This window comes from Nocardia sp. CA-084685, assembly GCF_050955785.1.
GTDB lineage: Bacteria > Actinomycetota > Actinomycetes > Mycobacteriales > Mycobacteriaceae > Nocardia.
The window spans coordinates 2,392,671-2,409,204 of sequence record NZ_CP192094.1 but is presented as its reverse complement, the minus strand read 5'-3'; the positions used below and the strand labels follow the sequence as shown (position 1 = coordinate 2,409,204).

The 16,534-nt window shown below is 64.6% G+C and carries 16 protein-coding genes; 6 read left to right on the top strand and 10 right to left on the bottom strand.

The window, feature by feature from the left end:
* Nucleotides 1–8: 8 nt before the first annotated feature.
* Entirely contained in the window at nt 9–1,238 is a 1,230-nt protein-coding gene (locus ACQP2U_RS10840; RefSeq protein ID WP_433716421.1) for a cytochrome P450, read from the bottom strand.
* A gap of 273 nt (nt 1,239–1,511) precedes the next feature.
* On the opposite strand from ACQP2U_RS10840, the gene ACQP2U_RS10835 reads away from it, so the two are divergent.
* Nucleotides 1,512–1,982 carry a group II truncated hemoglobin gene (locus ACQP2U_RS10835; RefSeq protein ID WP_433714553.1) on the top strand — a complete coding sequence of 157 codons (471 nt, stop codon included), beginning with the start codon at nt 1,512–1,514 and terminating at the stop codon, nt 1,980–1,982.
* On the opposite strand, the gene ACQP2U_RS10830 is transcribed toward ACQP2U_RS10835, so the two are convergent.
* From ACQP2U_RS10830 to ACQP2U_RS10820, 3 genes are all read right to left on the bottom strand, one after another.
* Nucleotides 1,963–2,682, bottom strand: coding sequence for a hypothetical protein (locus tag ACQP2U_RS10830; RefSeq protein ID WP_433714552.1), 720 nt, complete (start codon nt 2,680–2,682; stop codon nt 1,963–1,965). The genes ACQP2U_RS10835 and ACQP2U_RS10830 overlap by 20 nt on opposite strands.
* A 213-nt stretch (nt 2,683–2,895) precedes the next feature.
* On the bottom strand, nt 2,896–4,293 hold the full coding sequence (locus tag ACQP2U_RS10825; RefSeq protein ID WP_433714551.1) for a DUF1254 domain-containing protein: 1,398 nt from the start codon (nt 4,291–4,293) through the stop codon (nt 2,896–2,898).
* A 114-nt stretch (nt 4,294–4,407) separates the two neighbouring features.
* Nucleotides 4,408–4,704, bottom strand: a complete 297-nt coding sequence (locus ACQP2U_RS10820) for a hypothetical protein (RefSeq protein WP_397032813.1) — start codon at nt 4,702–4,704, stop codon at nt 4,408–4,410.
* A gap of 157 nt (nt 4,705–4,861) precedes the next feature.
* Between ACQP2U_RS10820 and ACQP2U_RS10815 the strand changes: the two genes are divergently transcribed.
* Entirely contained in the window at nt 4,862–5,137 is a 276-nt protein-coding gene (locus tag ACQP2U_RS10815; RefSeq protein WP_397032815.1) for a hypothetical protein, read from the top strand.
* A 31-nt stretch (nt 5,138–5,168) separates the two neighbouring features.
* Here ACQP2U_RS10815 and ACQP2U_RS10810 read toward each other — a convergent pair whose 3' ends face one another.
* From ACQP2U_RS10810 to ACQP2U_RS10795, 4 genes are all read right to left on the bottom strand, one after another.
* Nucleotides 5,169–6,404 carry a vWA domain-containing protein gene (locus ACQP2U_RS10810; protein WP_433714550.1) on the bottom strand — a complete coding sequence of 412 codons (1,236 nt, stop codon included), beginning with the start codon at nt 6,402–6,404 and terminating at the stop codon, nt 5,169–5,171.
* A gap of 46 nt (nt 6,405–6,450) precedes the next feature.
* Nucleotides 6,451–7,335, bottom strand: a complete 885-nt coding sequence (locus tag ACQP2U_RS10805) for a DUF5995 family protein (protein WP_433714549.1) — start codon at nt 7,333–7,335, stop codon at nt 6,451–6,453.
* A gap of 77 nt (nt 7,336–7,412) precedes the next feature.
* Nucleotides 7,413–8,918 carry a glycerol kinase GlpK gene (glpK, locus tag ACQP2U_RS10800; RefSeq protein WP_433714548.1) on the bottom strand — a complete coding sequence of 502 codons (1,506 nt, stop codon included), beginning with the start codon at nt 8,916–8,918 and terminating at the stop codon, nt 7,413–7,415.
* Between the two features lie 49 nt (nt 8,919–8,967).
* On the bottom strand, nt 8,968–9,732 hold the full coding sequence (locus ACQP2U_RS10795) for an IclR family transcriptional regulator (protein WP_433714547.1): 765 nt from the start codon (nt 9,730–9,732) through the stop codon (nt 8,968–8,970).
* Nucleotides 9,733–9,880: 148 nt separating this feature from the next.
* Here ACQP2U_RS10795 and glpK (ACQP2U_RS10790) point away from each other — a divergent pair, with 148 nt between their 5' ends.
* Nucleotides 9,881–11,401 carry a glycerol kinase GlpK gene (gene glpK / locus ACQP2U_RS10790; RefSeq protein WP_433714546.1) on the top strand — a complete coding sequence of 507 codons (1,521 nt, stop codon included), beginning with the start codon at nt 9,881–9,883 and terminating at the stop codon, nt 11,399–11,401.
* A 41-nt stretch (nt 11,402–11,442) separates the two neighbouring features.
* Nucleotides 11,443–13,122, top strand: a complete 1,680-nt coding sequence (glpD, locus tag ACQP2U_RS10785; protein WP_433714545.1) for a glycerol-3-phosphate dehydrogenase — start codon at nt 11,443–11,445, stop codon at nt 13,120–13,122.
* 46 nt (nt 13,123–13,168) lie between these two features.
* Here the strand turns inward: glpD and ACQP2U_RS10780 are convergent, their stop codons facing one another.
* On the bottom strand, nt 13,169–13,327 hold the full coding sequence (locus ACQP2U_RS10780; RefSeq protein ID WP_327096614.1) for a hypothetical protein: 159 nt from the start codon (nt 13,325–13,327) through the stop codon (nt 13,169–13,171).
* 116 nt (nt 13,328–13,443) lie between these two features.
* Between ACQP2U_RS10780 and ACQP2U_RS10775 the strand changes: the two genes are divergently transcribed.
* Both ACQP2U_RS10775 and ACQP2U_RS10770 read left to right on the top strand, forming a co-directional pair.
* A complete protein-coding gene (locus ACQP2U_RS10775; RefSeq protein ID WP_433714544.1) occupies nt 13,444–14,199 on the top strand; it encodes a hypothetical protein in 756 nt (251 codons plus the stop codon).
* Nucleotides 14,200–14,256: 57 nt separating this feature from the next.
* Nucleotides 14,257–15,243 (top strand): potassium channel family protein, encoded by a 987-nt coding sequence (locus ACQP2U_RS10770; RefSeq protein WP_433714543.1) that lies wholly within the window; start codon nt 14,257–14,259, stop codon nt 15,241–15,243.
* A 38-nt stretch (nt 15,244–15,281) separates the two neighbouring features.
* Here ACQP2U_RS10770 and ACQP2U_RS10765 read toward each other — a convergent pair whose 3' ends face one another.
* Complete coding sequence (locus ACQP2U_RS10765) at nt 15,282–16,502, bottom strand: cytochrome P450 family protein (RefSeq protein WP_433714542.1); 1,221 nt, start codon at nt 16,500–16,502, stop codon at nt 15,282–15,284.
* Nucleotides 16,503–16,534 lie beyond the last annotated feature (32 nt).

Below are 16,534 nucleotides of genomic sequence, written 5' to 3'. Positions count from 1 at the left end.
AGGGGAATTCAAGCGTATTCGACCTCCCAGCGCTTGATTCCGTTCAACCAACCCGAGCGCAGTCGTACCGGATCGGAGACCTGACGCAGGTTCGGCATCACGTCGGCGATGGCATTGAACATCAGATCGATCTGCAGCCGGGCCAGGTTCGCACCGACACAGTAGTGCGTGCCGGTGCCGCCGAAACCGACGTGCGGATTCGGGTTGCGCAGCACGTTGAAGGTGAACGGATCCTCGAATCCGTCCTCGTCGAAATTGGCCGAGCTGTAGAACAGCCCGATGCGCTGTCCCTTCTTGATCTGCTGGCCGCCGACCTCGGTGTCCTGGGTGGCGGTGCGCTGGAATGCGGTCACCGGGGTGGCCCAGCGCACGATCTCATCGGGCGCGGTGCGGGGCCGCTGCTCCTTATAGAGCTCCCATTGGTCCGGATTGTCGACGAAGGCCTTCATGCCGTGGGTGATCGAATTTCGAGTGGTTTCATTGCCCGCGACCGACAGCAGGATCACGAAGAACGCGAATTCGTCCGAGCCGAGCTGCTCACCGTTGATATCGGCATTGATCAGCTGGGTGACGATATCGTCGGCCGGGCATTTGCGCCGCTCTTCGGCCATATTCCAGGCGTAGCCCATCACCTCGGCGGTGGCGGCGTGGTGATTACCGTCGAACTCCGGATCGTCGTAGGAGATCATCTGGTTGGTCCAGTCGAACAGCTTCTTGCGGTCGTCCTGCGGCACCCCGATCAGTTCGGCAATGGCCTGTAGCGGCAGTTCGCAGGCGACTTGTTCGACGAAGTCACCGCGCCCGGTCTGCTTGGCCTCGTGCACAATCCGGGCCGCGCGGTCGGTGAGCGCCGCACGCAGGCTCTCCACCGCACGCGGGGTGAACCCCTTGGAAATGATGCGGCGGGTCTTGGTGTGCTGCGGCGGATCCTGGTTGAGCATCAGCATATTGCCGAGCATGTCGATCTGCTCGCGGGTGGTTTCCTCGTTGAACCGGATGATCGCGGTGTTCTCGTGTGAGGAGAACACCTCCGGGTTCTTCGAGATCTCCTTGATGTGGTCGAGCTTGGAGATGACCCAGTAGCCGCCGTCATCGAAGCCGCTGGCCCGGCCGGACTGCGCGCACCACCAGACCGGGGCGGTCCGGCGCAACTCCGCGAATTCCTGGATGGGCAGGCGGGTGGACAGCAGGTCCGGGTCGGTGAAGTCGAATCCCGCGGGAATCGACGGGGTGGTCACGGTCACGGCTATCTCCTACCGGTCTGGCATGGGCTGCAGACCTCACGACGTTGTGGGGACACGTTCCGAAGCCGATAAAACCACATATCGAGTAGTTTGTGAATACCGTTTAGTAAACCCCGTTAACTTCAGTCGCGACAGCGGTCCGGCCACTCATCGAAGATAGCGATCAGCTATAAATAACTCTGTTGATCGCTTATCCACGAAACCGTGGACGCGACCGAGCGGACCAGCATGTAATGGGACCAACATGTCACCGTTCGGAGGTCCCCCATGCCCAGCCTGTACGAGCACGCCGGTGGCGACGAGGCATTGCATCGCGTCGAAGAAGCCTTCTACGACAAGGTGCTGGCCGATCCGGTGCTGAAAACCCAGTTCACCGAACGCCACCCCACACACGTCGACCATCTCACCTGGTTCACCGCCGAATCCTTCGGCGGCCCGGACCGTTTCACCCGCAACCTCGGATTCGACTACATCATCGCCGTACACCGCGGCCTCGAAATCACCGACGAACAGCGCGAGCGCTTCGCCAAGCTGTATCTGGAGGCGTTCGAGGAGGCGGGGCTGTTCGACGATCCGGCCTTCCGGGACGCGGTGCGCGAGCATGCCGAATTCGGCGCGCGAGTGGCACAACAGAATTCGCATGCCACATCAGATGCCGAACTGCATCCGATCCGCGCGGTGCCGCACTGGACCTGGGACGGCGACGACCGACCCCCGACTATCCCGTCAGGCGCTTGACCAGAGCCAGTAGCAGAAACGGCACGGTGGCGGAGACATCGGCCGTCTGCTCCTCTGGTGTGCCGCGGGTATGGGCCGCGACCGCGAAAGTTTCGCCGAACGATGCCGAGGCCACCTCCAGCGGTCCGCTGTCCGACCAGCCCCATTTGCTGCCCTGGACACCGGGCAGCCGCGCGGTCCCCCAATCCTGTGCGGTGCCGTCGGCCGCCTGCGCACCCGCCGCGGCCATCCAGCCGAAGATCGGCGAACCGGGTTCGGTGCGCTTCTTGGTCGCCAGGAAGGTGGCCACATCCGCGGTGCTGGTGTACGACATGCCCCAGGCCGGGCCCGATTTGGTAGCGGTCAGATGGTATTCCGCGGCGATGGCATCGATCGCCTGTGGGTACTTCGCGCCGAGTGCGTCGGCCGCGGAGTCGTCGGAATAGCGAATCATCCGTTCCGCCAACGCGAGGTCCGTCGCCGAACCGTCACCTCGATGCAGCGCGTAGTCGACCATATAAAGCTTGACCAGTGACAAGCCGGTGCGCATCTCGTATTCGTTGCTGGTGCCCCACTGCACGCCCGGCAGCACCGAACGGAAGGAGAACGCGGTTCGCGACGGCACACCGTCCTCATCACCCACCTCGGCGGCGGCGACGGGCGCGGCGAGTACCAGCACCGCCGCGACGGCGAACGAGATCGGGAAAGTCAAGCGGCCCATGGTTGCTCGCCTCCTACGGCACTACGGTTGGGACAGGCGGTAGCGAATGCCCGTCGATGGCAATATCTTTCGGCGCATACCGCCCAGTGGTCAGCGAGAACTGGCCGGATGCTGGAATAGGCAGCCAGTTGCCCGGTACGCTCACACCCGGATCCTCATGCTGCACAGTGAGTTCGACCGATCGGTTCTGCGCGCGACCTTCATGAATCTCCTTCATCCGACTCGGTTCAGACTGGGCGGCTGCCAGCGACCATCGAGCGCGCGCTCCTCGGGCACATACAGGCGAAGCGCCAGCCGGAAGGTGCCGGTTTCCGGGATCGGCAACCAATTGCCGTACGGCACATCCCTTCCCGGTTCGGCAGCCTGGATAGCGAGTTCCACCGAGCCGTCCGGCAGCGGTACGACGGGACGCTGATGACCGACCGAGTAGATGCCCGCAGGGTTCGGCACCAGAAGGCGCTCGGCCGTGTAGGCGGTCAGCGACCAGAAGGCCCGCGCGGGCGGCGTCTGGCCTGGGGGAAAATGCAACCGGTACGAGCGCGGCGCACCCAACTCCCCCGCATTCGCGCTGATCTCCGGATAGACGATGTCTTCCGGCAGATTCGCTCCGAGTGCGGTCCACGCAGTCGAGGCACGCAGTGCGTAATCGGTGCCGTAGGTGCCGAGATTCGTCGCGAAACCCCAGCCGTTCTCACGTCTGGCTTTGGGATTGGCGTAGTCCGGAATGCGCATCTGGCCAGCCGCCACCGCCGCGTTGAGATCGGCGACCGGAGCATAAGCCGTGCCGCCCGGCTGGATGCCGACCTTCGAAAACCGCTGCAACGCGGGGGCATCGTCGCGGGTCGGCGGGTTGGTGAGCATCAGTGCGCAGAGCCGGTCGAAGAAGGTGCGCCCGTCCATCCGCGCGACCTCCTGCGGAGGTGCGATCGGCGCGGTCATGACTGGGTTGATCACCGGGGTCGGCCGGTCACCGCGCAACCAAGCGCTCAACGGTGCGAGCAGCACCTGCCGCTGCACACTCTCGGCGGTAGCGAAATCGGCCTCGCCGCGCAGTTCGACGCGCCCGATCAGCCATGCGGTCGCGGTGGGCATCGCCAATCTGGTCAGGTTATCCGGCAGCGCACCAGCCCAATTGGGGCCGGTGATCACATAGCCGTACGGCGGATCCTGCCCGGCGCGCACCCCAGGTGCGACGCTGCTGGGATTGTGGGCGGTATTGGTCCAGGCATCCAGTATCTGCATGAGCCAGTACCGGTCACCGTCCATCGGCGGAACCTGCAGCACCACCGGTTCGGTACCCACGTCGAGCCAGGCCGTGGCATAAAGGGTGTCGATATTCGGCATAACCACCGTATTCATCCCGGGATTCACCGGGCTGACGGCCCAGATCCGATTGGCGGGTACGGCGGCGGTATTCGACTGCAGCGTGACATCCATTAACACCAACGGATATCCATAGATATAGGCGTCGGTCGCGATCGAACGCGGATCACTCGGCGGCACACTACTCGAACTCGCCACGTTATCGGAGTCCGTGGATTTGCCGCACGCGACCAAGCCCGCGCCCGTTACGGCACCGGCCAGCAGCACAGATCGCCGCGACATACTCATGCCTTCTCCCTACTTTCCCGATCAGGTCGGACAACTTCGAGAGAGATCAGCCGGAGTATAGCCACATATTTGCCATAAGTCGGTCAAGCGGCGATGCGGCCGGGATTTCGCCGATCAGCCGGTGCCGAGAATCGAATTCATAATGGTGCCCGCACTGGTGGCCACGAGACCGCCGATCATCGCTCCCGCCACCATCTTCGGCGATTGCATCGCACTGCCGCTCCATTTCTCCCAGGCGAACCGGCCGCCCGCATAGATGATGCTGATTATTCCGGACAGCAGGGCAAACCAGGTCAGATAGCGCACCATCTGCAGCAGCTTGTCCGATAGCGGCGGAGCTTGCGGCGTCGGATTCTGGATCTGCGCCAACGTCGCATAGGCATCGCCGATCGACATCAGATCGATGTTCATCGTCTACTCCTCGACTATCACGCCCTTTCCATGATCCGCACAACGAGTGTTCTCGCAAGCGCGCAGGCATCGTGACTGCGCGGTCGCCGAGAAACCGATACCATCGCTCGCAGAGCGCGTTAACCCCCTGTCCCGCATCCAGAATGAGCTACACGAGATGATCCTGGCCACCGTTTTCGACACTTGGGCGCAGATCGGCAACCCCACCCCCGAGGCCCCTCCGGTGTCCGACAAGATTCTTCAACTGGTCCGCTACTTCACTTGGTTCGTGCTGCTCGCCGGCATTTGCGCCATCATCTACGCGGGTGGTCGCTTCGCGTGGGAGAAGTGGAGCGGCGGCGGTCTGGAATCCCCGAAGATGGTGGCCGGGGCCATGATCGGCGGTGTGATCGCCACCAGCGCGGGCACCATCATGAACGCCGTCATCGGCTGAGTCCGCGACTTCGGCTGCGGGCCGGCAGCATTCAGCCCAGAATGCCCGCCTGCCCGGCCGCGCGCAGCCAGTCCGGGAATTCGCCCAGCAACCGGGCATACAGCTGCGCGTCGTCCACCTGGTCTATGTCGTCAAGGGCGAAGAAGCCCGCGTTGTCCACGACCCGGTCCGACATCTCGTCGATGGTGCGCAGCAGGCCATAGTTCGCCCTGCCGAGGCCGACGAACTGCCAGAAGGCGGGCAGTCGGGACGCATCGCGCATGAGTGCGGCGATCTCGCGCTTCTTCGCGAAGCCGCCATCGGTGAAGAACAGCACCAGCGTCGGCGCATCCCGGTGTCGCAGCGAGGCGACGATCTCGCGCATGATCGGCAGTTCGTCATTGCGGCCGCCGATCCTGGCGTAGTCGATGCCCTGGTGAATGCCGGTGAGGTGCAAGAAGGTCTTGGCCCATGCCTCGCCGTGCTCGACGGTGATGTCCGGCAGTTTCGCGAAGGACAGAGCGTAGAGGTAGGCCGCCAAGGTGCCGTCCTCATCGAGCTGGGTGGCCACCGGGATCATCCGCTGCACAACGCGATGCACGACCTGCTTGCTGTATTGCCTGCTCATGCTGAGGGTCTTATCTATGACCAGGATAACGCGGGCGCGAATCCCGAAGGCGTTTTTGTTGATAAGAACCTTGGCTACTTCGCGTTTGCGCAGGTCGAGTTCGGCGCGCTTCTCGAAGGAGAGTCCGGCCTCACCGGGTACGGTGCGAACCTCGGCAGCGGGCTCGTCGTCGACGCTCACCCCATGGTCGGTGACCAGCGCGGCGAACCCGCCCGCATAGCCTTGCCCGACCGCGCGGACCTTCCACTCGGAACTACGGCGATAGAGCTCGAGTGCGATAACAACAGATTCGCTGTCGAGTCCGTCGATCACGTACTCGTAGAGCGCATTTCCGGCTCCATCGGCGATAGTCGCAACCGGCGGCGCGAATTGCCCGAAAGTCGCCCCGGATTCGTCCACAGTGATGACCATCCGGATCTGGGCAATATCGGCCGGTACCTGCGGCATGGAAACGGCCAGCGCCGCAGGCGTTCCCGATCGCAGCTCGACACCGGGTGCCTGTGGCTGATTGAAGAAGACGAAATCAGCGTCGGTGCGAACGCGGCCCGATTCGGTCACCAGCAATGCCGAGACATCGGCTGGGGCGATGGATCGCACCGAGACAACGACATTCGACACCGCGAGCGGACCGTTCTGTCCCTTGACGAGTGAGATGCCCACCGCGACTCCTTGCCGTATCCGATCGAACCCGTACTGACAAGGCGTCTCACAGACCCCGGAGCAGTGTCAATACATCCAATGCCGTTTCGACGGAATCGCTGAGCAGCCGGATCTCGGCCGTGGTCGGATCGTGCAGGAGAGGATCCTCCAGAGCCAGGCCATTGCCGTAGATCACCACGTTGTATCCGAGATCGGCGGCCCTGAGCAGCGGCCCGGTCGCCACGCCCGCACCGAGCAACAGGTCCAGACCCTCGCCGACGAAATAGAACCGCCACAGCGGACCGAGATCACCGTTGTAGATCTGCTTGGTCCAATCAATGATCACCTGGCCGGAGGCTGCGATGGCGTCCACAATCTCGAAGTAGTCGGGCGCGTTCTCCGGCATACTCGCAACCGTCGCGACCGAATACGCGAGATCAACGCTCAAATGGGCGTTGTAGCCCGCCATGGCGACGCGGGCAGGTGATACCTCGCACCGGCCAGCGAGTTCGAAGTACCGCGCCCACTGCGGCTCGACCGGCGCGCCGGTGAATGCCGCATGCACATTGACCAGGAATCGCCGCAGCAATTCCAGGCTGATCGCATGCGCGTACTCGCGATCCTGGAACGCACCGGGGTCGCGCTGCAATGGCATTACCGCCACCTGCTCCACACCGTCGAGTCCGAGCGGAAACAGTCCGCGCCGATCCCGGTGCGCGACCAGAATTTCGGTGATCTCATGGTGGCGCGTGACCGCGGTCTCCAAGCGCTGCGACGCATCTCCGGTCAGCGTGCTGGTATCGGAGAGTTGCGCGATGGTGTCCAGTTCGCCGACCGACAGCGCAGTGCCACAGAACGCCGGATCAACCGGCTGCGCCGTAGCCCTTGGCATCAGCACGACGGTCATCGCGGTAATCAGTCCGAAGACGGCCGTGCGCAAGGAAGCTCGCATCGCCGAAGTCTAAGCGTGATTCAGGTTTCCGCTGAGTCGTGACACGTCACCCCGACGGATTCGCGGTCACCGTAGTACTACCGCCTCGAGCGTGACCAGCCGAAGGTCAGGGCTACGGCGCGTTGCCAGTTGTCGTATTCGTCTTCGCGGTGAATAGGGTCCATGTGCGGGATCCATTGACCGGCGAGGCGCCAATTGCTGCGCAGGCCTTCGAGATCGGGCCAATAGCCGACGGCCAGTCCGGCGGCGTAAGCGGCTCCGAGCGAGACGGTTTCGGCGACGAAGGGGCGCATGACGGGGATATCGAGGACGTCGGCGACGATCTGCATGAGCAGGTTGTCGGAGGTCATGCCGCCGTCGACCCGCAGGTTGCGGGCTTGGAGTCCGGAGTCGGCGTTCATGGCGTCGACGACTTCGCGGGTCTGCCAGGCGGTGGCCTCCAGGACGGCCCGAGCGAGGTGGCCCTTGTTGATGTAGGAGGTCAGGCCGATGACGAGGCCTCTTGCGTCACTGCGCCAATGCGGGGCATACAGGCCGGAGAAAGCGGGCACGATATAGCAACCACCGTTGTCTTCGACTGTGCGAGCGAGAGTTTCGATCTCGGGTGCGCTCGACACCAGACCGATATTGTCGCGCACCCACTGCACCAGCGAGCCGGTGACCGCGATCGGTCCCTCCAGCGCGTACACCGGTTCGGATTCGATCTGATAGCCGATGGTGGTGAGCAAACCGTGCGAGGATTGCACCAGCTCACGCCCGGTATTCATCATCAGAAAGCCACCGGTGCCGTAGGTGCACTTGGTTTCCCCACGGTTGAAACAGGTTTGGCCGAACAGTGCGGCGTGCTGATCGCCGAGCGCGGCGGCGATTCGGATGCCGGGCACCACCCGGCTAGTCGTCCCATAGGACGCGGTCGAGGGCTGAATGCTGGGCAGCATCGCGGCCGGAATTCCGAAGAACTCCAATAGTTCTCGATCCCAGGCGAGTGAGGCGATATTCATCAAGAGCGTGCGGCTGGCATTGGTGACATCCGTGCGATGTACACCGCCGTCCGGTCCGCCGGTCAAATTCCAGATCAGCCAGGTCTCCATGGTGCCGAACAGCACCTCCCCGCGCTCGGCCCGTTCCCGCAGGCCCGCAATGGTATCCAGCAGCCAGCGCAGGCGCGGCGCGGCGAAATAGCCGGCCAGCGGCAGGCCGCACAGTTCACGGATCCGTTCCGCACCAGGCTTGCGCTCGAATTCGCGCACCAGCTCGTCGGTGCGCACGTCCTGCCAGACGACCGCCCGCCGAATCGGCACACCGGTGCGGCGATCCCACACCACCGTGGTCTCGCGCTGATTCGCGATGCCGATGGCGGCAACCTGTGCCGCGGCGATGCCGGAATCCCGCAGCGCCTGCGGCACGATCCGCTCGACATTGCGCCAGATCTCCAGCGCATCCTGTTCGACCCAGCCGGGCCGCGGATAGTGCTGCTGGTGTTCGCGCTGTGCGACGCCGACCAGGCGAGCGCGCTGATCGAACAGGATGCACCTGGTGGAGGTGGTGCCCTGGTCGATCGCCAGCACATAGCGTTGCGACATCGGTTACTTCCTGTCGGAGGGCGATTCGGTTGGTCGAGCCGGGCGAAATTCAGTGTCCCGCACCGAGATCCCGCGATACCGCATGCGCGGCGTCGCGGACGTGCCCGACCAGCGTCGGCCGGTGCCGCAGTTGCGGATCACAGAGCCGATCGACCGGTCCGCTGATCCCGATCGCACCGACCACGAGTCCGCCGTGTGTCCGGATCGGCGCCGCTATACCGGCCACCCCGGACCGGAATTCTTCGGTCTCCCCCGCCCATCCAGCCTGCCGGACCGCGGCAAGCGCCCGGGTGAGGGCCGCCCGATCGACAATGGTGCGTCGGGTGAGCGACGCCAGTTCAGCACCGCGAACAGCGTCGGCGAGCTCGGCATCATAGGCGAGCAGCACCTTGCCGAGCGCGGTCGCATGCGCCGGCAAGAGTTCACCGACCTCGAGCGCCTGTTCGGTGTGGTCCGGCCGGAAGACGTGATGCACGACCACCACGCTTTCGTCCGCCGCGGCACCGATTCGCACCGACTCCCCGGTCCGCGCGGCCAGGGCATCGGCCCAGTTGATCGCCCGCGAGCGCAGTTCATTGTTGTCGAGATAACTCGTGCCGAGATGCAGTACGGCCGCGCCGAGCTGGTACTTGCCGCTGACCTGATCCTGTTCGACGAATCCGACACCATGCAATGTGCGCAGGATGCCGTGCGCGGTCGGCTTGGCAAGCCCGAGCGCACCCGCGATTTCGCCGACCCCGAGACGGCCGGAACCCCGAGCGAGCAGCTGCAGGACGGCCGCCGCTCGTTCGATCGATTGGATCGGACCGGGCATACGCGGAAACCTATCCTCGCGATTCGACGATGTCGAACGCCGTGACCATCACAACCGTTCGGCATTGTCGAACGCACGCTATGTCCGTTTCGGAAATCCGGCCGTAACGTCGCCTCCGGTGGCCGCAACCGCGGCAGAAAGGACGGCGATGAGCCAGTATGTCGGCGCCATCGATCAGGGCACCACGAGCACGCGCTTCATGGTGTTCGACCACGGCGGCAATGAGATCGCCCGGCATCAGCTCGAGCACGAGCAGATCCTGCCGCGAGCGGGGTGGGTGGAGCACAACCCGACCGAGATCTGGGAGCGCACCCGCTCGGTCATCGTGTCCACCCTGAACAAAGCGAATCTCGTCGCGAGCGATCTGGCCGCGGTGGGCGTGACCAATCAGCGCGAAACGACCGTGGTGTGGAATCGCCGGACCGGGCGGCCGTATTGCAATGCCATCGTCTGGCAGGACACCCGTACCGACAAGATCGCCGCCGAAATCGAACGCGCGGGTCACGGCGAAATCATCCGCCGCAAAGCGGGTTTGCCGCCGGCCACCTACTTCTCCGGCGGCAAGTTGCGCTGGATCATGGACAATGTGCCCGGCGTCGCCGCCGACGCGGACAAGGGCGAGGCGGTCTTCGGCACCACCGACACCTGGCTGCTGTGGAATCTCACCGGCGGCATCGACGGCGGCGTGCACGTCACCGATCCGACCAATGCCAGCCGCACCATGCTGATGGATCTGGAAACCTGCGACTGGGACGACGAGCTGTTGTCCCTGTTCGGAATTCCGCGCACCATGCTGCCGACCATCGCACCATCATCGAATCCGGAACTGTTCGGCAGGACCCGCGCCGACGGACCGTTCGGCGGTGCGGTGCCGCTGGCGGGTGTGCTCGGTGACCAGCAGGCGGCCACCGTCGGTCAGGTGTGCTTGCGTCCCGGCGAGGCCAAGAACACCTACGGCACCGGAAACTTCCTGCTGCTCAATACCGGGACCGAACTCGTGCGCTCCCGACACGGACTGCTCACCACCGTCGCCTACCAGTTCGGCGCCGAGAAGCCGGTCTACGCGCTGGAGGGTTCGATCGCGGTCACCGGCTCGGCCGTACAGTGGCTGCGCGATCAGCTCGGCATCATTTCCGGTGCGGCACAAAGCGAATCGCTGGCCAGGCAGGCAGAGGACAACGGCGGAGTCTACTTCGTGCCCGCCTTCTCCGGCCTGTTCGCACCGTATTGGCGTTCGGACGCACGCGGTGTGATCGTCGGGCTGTCGCGCTACAGCACCAATGCCCATCTCGCACGGGCCACGCTGGAGTCGATCTGCTATCAGACCCGCGATGTCGTCGAGGCCATGGAGGCCGATTCCGGTGTGCGCCTCGACACCCTGCGCGTGGATGGTGGCGTCACGGCCAACGAACTGTGCATGCAATTGCAAGCCGACTTCCTCGATGTGCCCGTCTCGCGGCCGGTGGTCGCCGAGACCACCGCACTCGGCGCGGCCTATGCCGCCGGATTGGCCGTCGGATTCTGGAGCGGCACCGACGAACTCGTACAGAACTGGCGCGAGGACAGGCGCTGGACCCCCACCGGGACCCAGGAGCAGCGCGAACGCGGTTACGCCCGTTGGAAAAAAGCGGTCTCGCGCACGCTCGACTGGATCGACGTCGACGACTGAACACTCGCAGACTCAGTAGTACCGAAACAAGGAGACATACCGTGTCCGCACGCTTGGACTCGAACTATCGCACCAATGCATTGAACACATTGGGCGACAACGAAATCGACGTACTTGTTATCGGCGGCGGTGTGGTCGGCGCCGGCGCCGCCCTCGATGCCGCCGCGCGTGGCCTGACCGTCACTCTGGTCGAGGCAAGGGATTTCGCGGCAGGCACCTCGAGCCGCTCGAGCAAGCTCATCCACGGCGGCCTGCGCTATCTGGAGCAACTCGACTTCTGGTTGGTGCGTGAGGCTTTGAAGGAGCGGGGGCTGCTGCTGCACCGACTCGCCCCGCATCTGGTGCGCCCGGTGTCGTTTCTGCTGCCGCTGCAACACCGGGTCTGGGAGCGCGCCTACATCGGCGCGGGAGTCGCGCTGTACGACACCATCGGTGGCGCCAGGGCGCTGCCCATGCACCGGCACCTATCGCACAGTCGCGCAATGGAATTGGCGCCCGCGCTGCGCGATGACGCGATGATCGGCGCGATCCGCTACTTCGACGCACAGGTCGACGACGCGCGCCACACCATGACCATCGCCCGCACCGCCGCCCAGCACGGCGCGACGGTACTGACCCGCACCAAGGTCACCGGTCTGCTACGCGACGGTGAGCGAGTGATCGGCGCGCATGTCACCGATGTGGAGACCGGTCGCGAATACACCGTGCGCGCCCGCCGGGTGATCAGCGCGACCGGCGTCTGGACCGACGAGATGAACAAGATGACCGGCGTGGATTTCCCCTTCCACGTACGCATGTCGAAGGGCGTGCACATCCTGGTCCCGCGCGAGCGGCTCGACCTGGATACCGGCCTGATCATGCGCACCGAGAAGAGCGTGTTGTTCGTTATTCCGTGGGCCCGACACTGGATCATCGGCACCACCGATACCGATTGGGCGCTGGACAAGAATCATCCGGTGGCCAGCGATGCCGATGTGCAGTACATCCTCGACCACATGAATGCGGTGCTGCGAGAGCCATTGACCCGCAACGATATTGTCGGCACCTACGCGGGTCTGCGGCCGCTGCTGTCGGGCGCGTCCGCCGATACTGCGACGCTCTCGCGCGAACACGCGGTCGCGGAACCGGTTCCGGGTCTATTCGTGATCGCGGGCGGTAAGTACACCACCTACCGTGTGATGGCCGCCGATGTGGTGGACGCGGCCGTCGAGGGGCTGGGTCGCGCGGCCGCCCCGTCGGTGACCGAACACCTGCCGCTGCTCGGCGCGGTCGGATACCAGGAGCTGGCGGCCGATGTGAACAGCGTCGCGCAGCGGGCCGGTCTACCCGTGACGACCGTCGAGCATCTGCTCGGTCGCTATGGCTCGGGCATCTGCGACTTGTTCGATCTGATCGCGGCCGAACCGGAGTTGGCCGAGTCGCTGCCCGGTGCCGGTGCATACCTCGGCGCCGAGGTCGTCTACGCGGTGACCCATGAGGGCGCACTGCATCTCGACGATGTCCTGACCCGCCGGACGCGCATCTCGATCGAAACCGCCGACCGCGGCCTGACCGCCGCACCCGCGGTGGCCTACCTCATGGGTGCCCGACTCGGCTGGGATGCCGTGACCATGGATCGGGAGATCGCCCGCTACCGCGAGCGGGTAGAGGCGGAGTTGGCCGCGAACAAGGCGGCCGACGATGAGTCGGCCAATGCCGCGCGCTTGATCGCCGTCGCCTGAGCCCCCTGGGCGCGCGGTATGGATTCCTACCGCGCGCCCGTCGGCGTCAGATGTCCGAGCCGCCGTAACCCTCGGGTGTCGATTCGTCGGTTTCCAACTGCTCCTCCTGCGGATGTTCGTCGGCATGCGTTGGTTTGCTGTGCTCGTCCGCGAAGTCACCCTCGGCGTTCTCGGTCGTCCGCGGATCGATCTTTCGTCCGGTCATGCTCGTCGTATACCCCGGCGCCGGCTCCATAAATTGCCACATCGCAGATTCATCCGGAAGATCGGCTGTTCCGAATGTAGGTAAGTAACAATCCCAAGTTCGGAATGAGGTTATTTATGGGCAAACATCGAGCGCCCGCGCGGATCCGACCCATAGGTCGACGAACCGCTGCACTCACCTTGGCAAGTGCGGCACCGCTATCCGCCATCCTGATCAGCGCCGCACCCGCGACCGCTGACCCGCAACCACTGGGCAATAGGTTCGGCGTCGAGCCATCGGCTCCGGTCGGCGACAACATCGCATTCGCACCCTTGCCGCTGTGGAGCGCCACCGCACTGGTGGCCGATCCGGACTCCGCCGCGCCCGCCCCCACTGACAGCGTGGACGCGACACGACCCGACCAGGACCCACAGACGCCTGTCCTCGACAATCGCATTCATATCGGCAATCTGCAGATGGAGCGCCCAGACTGGCTGCCGCCCGAATACGCCGCCCAGATCAACGATGCGTCCGGTGATGCTAAAACCGCGCTGTCGCAGGGAATTCAGTCGGGTGGTACCGACCGCGCCCGCTCCGACCATGTCGCCGATACGATGATCGGCGACGCCGTCATCGGCGCGTCGGCGGGTGCCACCCTAGCGTCCCCGCTCGCCGCCACCAGTGCGCTCGTCGGCGCGGCCACGGGTTTCATCGCCGGAATCCCCTTCCTCCCCGCGGGACTGGTAGTCGTCCCCGTCATCGGGGCGGCCATCGGCTACGGGGTGATCGCCGTACCGGCGGCGGCGGCCGGCGCAGCCGTCGGTGCGGCGGTCGGCGCGATCGAAGGTGCAGTCACCCCGATACCGCTCCAGGAGCAACCGGCAATCGCATAACGTACGTTGCGCGGCAATTGCCAGGTAGGACCGTTGCCGCGGGTGGACAATCCTCGCGTGAGCCCGTTACGCCGAATCAGCCGAGCCGTGCTGGCGTTCCTGCTGGTATTACTGGCCGGCACCGTCGGCTACCTGATTCTCGGGTTCGGTTTGCTGGATGCGCTCTATCAGACGGTCACCACGATAACGACCGTCGGCTTTCGCGAGGTCCACCCGCTCAACGCCGCAGGTCAGCTATTCACGATGGTGCTCATTCTCGTCGGCGCGGGCACCGCGCTGTACATGTTCGGTGTCCTGCTCGAGGCGCTCATCGAAGGACATCTGCGCGAACACATGGAAAGGCGACGGATGGACCGGCGCATCGACCGGATGTCCGGTCATATCATCGTGTGCGGCTGGGGCCGCGTCGGCCGCGCATGCGTGCAATACCTCAGCGGCCTGGGTAAACAGATCGTCGTCGTAGATCGCGATCCGGCGCGGCTACAGAATCTCGAATATCCCAATGTGCTCGGCGATGTCACCGATGACAGCGTGCTCGAGACCGCGGGTATCCAACGCGCCCACGCTTTGATCGCGGCGCTGGACGCCGATGCCGACAATGTCTACGTGACCTTATCGAGCCGGGCGCTGCGACAGGACCTGGTCATTATCGCCAGGGCGCGCACCGAGAGTTCGAAGTCGAAACTGCTTCGGGCCGGAGCGAATCGGGCGGTGAACCCACAGTTGATCGGCGGTCGCCGAATGGCGGCGTTCGCACTGCAACCCAATGTCGCCGAATTCCTCGACGTGGTCATGCACGACGAAACACTCGACTACCGGGTCGAGGAGTTCGATATCGTCTCGGACTCGCCGTTGGTCGGCCGCACACTGAAGGACATCGCATTGCGCCAGACCACCGGCGCACTCGTGCTGGCCATTCGCACATCCAATGGGCAGTTCATCGCCGACCCCATCGGCGAAACCGTACTCGCGGCGAACTCGATTCTGATCGTGTTGGGCACAGCCGCCCAACTCGATGCGATACGCGGGCTCGGCGACGAATAGTTCGAGGGGGTGCCGCTGTGCGGCACCCCGACAACGCTCTAGTCCAGCAGAACCGGCAGCGTGCGGTGTCCGTTCGAAATGAAGCTGCCGACCGGCGCCAATTCCGATGGATCCACCGCCAACCGCATATTCGGGAAGCGCTCGAATATGGCCGGAAGCGCGATCGTCGCCTCCAGGCGAGCGAGCGGGGCGCCGATGCAGTGGTGCGCGCCGTGCCCGAAGGACAGGTGTTCCTTATTGACCCGCTGCAAGTCGAACGTCGCGGCGGTGGCACCGTGCAGGTTCGGATCGCGCCCCGCCGCGGCGTAGGATGCGAGAATCGCCTCGCCCTTCGGAATTCGGATCTCGCCGAGCTCGATATCCTCGACCGCGTAGCGCAGCGGCAGATGCGCGACCGGCGCCTCGTAGCGCAGCGTCTCCTCCACCAGGTCCGACCACGGGACTCGGCCCTCGATCAGATCGGCGCGCTGCTCCGGATGGGTGAGCAGGATGAAGATCGCCTGGTCGAGCAGATTGACCGTGGTCTCGTGACCGGCATTGATGACCAGCATCAGGGTGTCGACGAGTTCCTTCTCGCTCAGCTGCGAGCCGTCGTCCTCGTCGCGGGTGGCGATGAGGACGCTGGTGACATCGTCGCCCGGAGTCTCGCGCCGGTAGGCCACGAGTTCGCTGACCAGCCGGTACATCTCGAGGTAGTTGGCCTGTGCTTCTTCTGGGCCGAACGAGGTGTCGAAGAAGCCGTCGACGCATGTACGCAGGCCGGGACCGAGATGTTCGGGCACACCCATCATTTCGGTGATGATCTCGATCGGCACCGGATAGGCGTAAGCCTCACGCAGATCGGCGATCTCGCCCTTCGGCGTGGCCGCCAGCGCGTTCAACAGCCCCTCGGTGATCGCCTCGATACGCGGACGCAGCGCCGTGGTACGGCGGTGGGTGAATGCGGGCGAGACCAGTTTGCGCAGGCGACGGTGGTCGCTACCGTACGCGGTGAACATATTGTCGACCGCGACCCACGGCAGCAGCGGCCACTCCTCGGTGATCTCGCCATTGATGAACGAAGCCCAGTGCTGTCGTGCGTCTTTCGATACCCGCGGATCGGCGAGCAGACTCTTGAGCACGGCGGCATCGGTCACCGACCACGCGGGCACCCCACCGGGCAGGGCGACCAGCGCGACCGGCCCGCGCTCCCGGATCCGCTCGTTCTCGCCTTGGATATCGGCGCCGGTCAGATCCAGGACCAGCGGTTCATGCTCCATCGTTATCTCCTTTATGGCAAGGCTCCGGTACG

What these genes read in the sequence shown, in the direction of transcription:
- ACQP2U_RS10820 (WP_397032813.1), bottom strand. Translation starts at nt 4,704, where the DNA reads ATGAACATCGATCTGATGTCGATCGGCGATGCCTATGCGACGTTGGCG.
- ACQP2U_RS10815 (WP_397032815.1), top strand. Translation starts at nt 4,862, where the DNA reads ATGATCCTGGCCACCGTTTTCGACACTTGGGCGCAGATCGGCAACCCC.
- ACQP2U_RS10795 (WP_433714547.1), bottom strand. Translation starts at nt 9,732, where the DNA reads ATGCCCGGTCCGATCCAATCGATCGAACGAGCGGCGGCCGTCCTGCAG.
- ACQP2U_RS10805 (WP_433714549.1), bottom strand. Translation starts at nt 7,335, where the DNA reads ATGCGAGCTTCCTTGCGCACGGCCGTCTTCGGACTGATTACCGCGATG.
- ACQP2U_RS10780 (WP_327096614.1), bottom strand. Translation starts at nt 13,327, where the DNA reads ATGACCGGACGAAAGATCGATCCGCGGACGACCGAGAACGCCGAGGGT.
- ACQP2U_RS10825 (WP_433714551.1), bottom strand. Translation starts at nt 4,293, where the DNA reads ATGAGTATGTCGCGGCGATCTGTGCTGCTGGCCGGTGCCGTAACGGGC.
- ACQP2U_RS10765 (WP_433714542.1), bottom strand. Translation starts at nt 16,502, where the DNA reads ATGGAGCATGAACCGCTGGTCCTGGATCTGACCGGCGCCGATATCCAA.
- glpK (WP_433714546.1), top strand. Translation starts at nt 9,881, where the DNA reads ATGAGCCAGTATGTCGGCGCCATCGATCAGGGCACCACGAGCACGCGC.
- ACQP2U_RS10830 (WP_433714552.1), bottom strand. Translation starts at nt 2,682, where the DNA reads ATGGGCCGCTTGACTTTCCCGATCTCGTTCGCCGTCGCGGCGGTGCTG.
- ACQP2U_RS10775 (WP_433714544.1), top strand. Translation starts at nt 13,444, where the DNA reads ATGGGCAAACATCGAGCGCCCGCGCGGATCCGACCCATAGGTCGACGA.
- glpK (WP_433714548.1), bottom strand. Translation starts at nt 8,918, where the DNA reads ATGTCGCAACGCTATGTGCTGGCGATCGACCAGGGCACCACCTCCACC.
- ACQP2U_RS10835 (WP_433714553.1), top strand. Translation starts at nt 1,512, where the DNA reads ATGCCCAGCCTGTACGAGCACGCCGGTGGCGACGAGGCATTGCATCGC.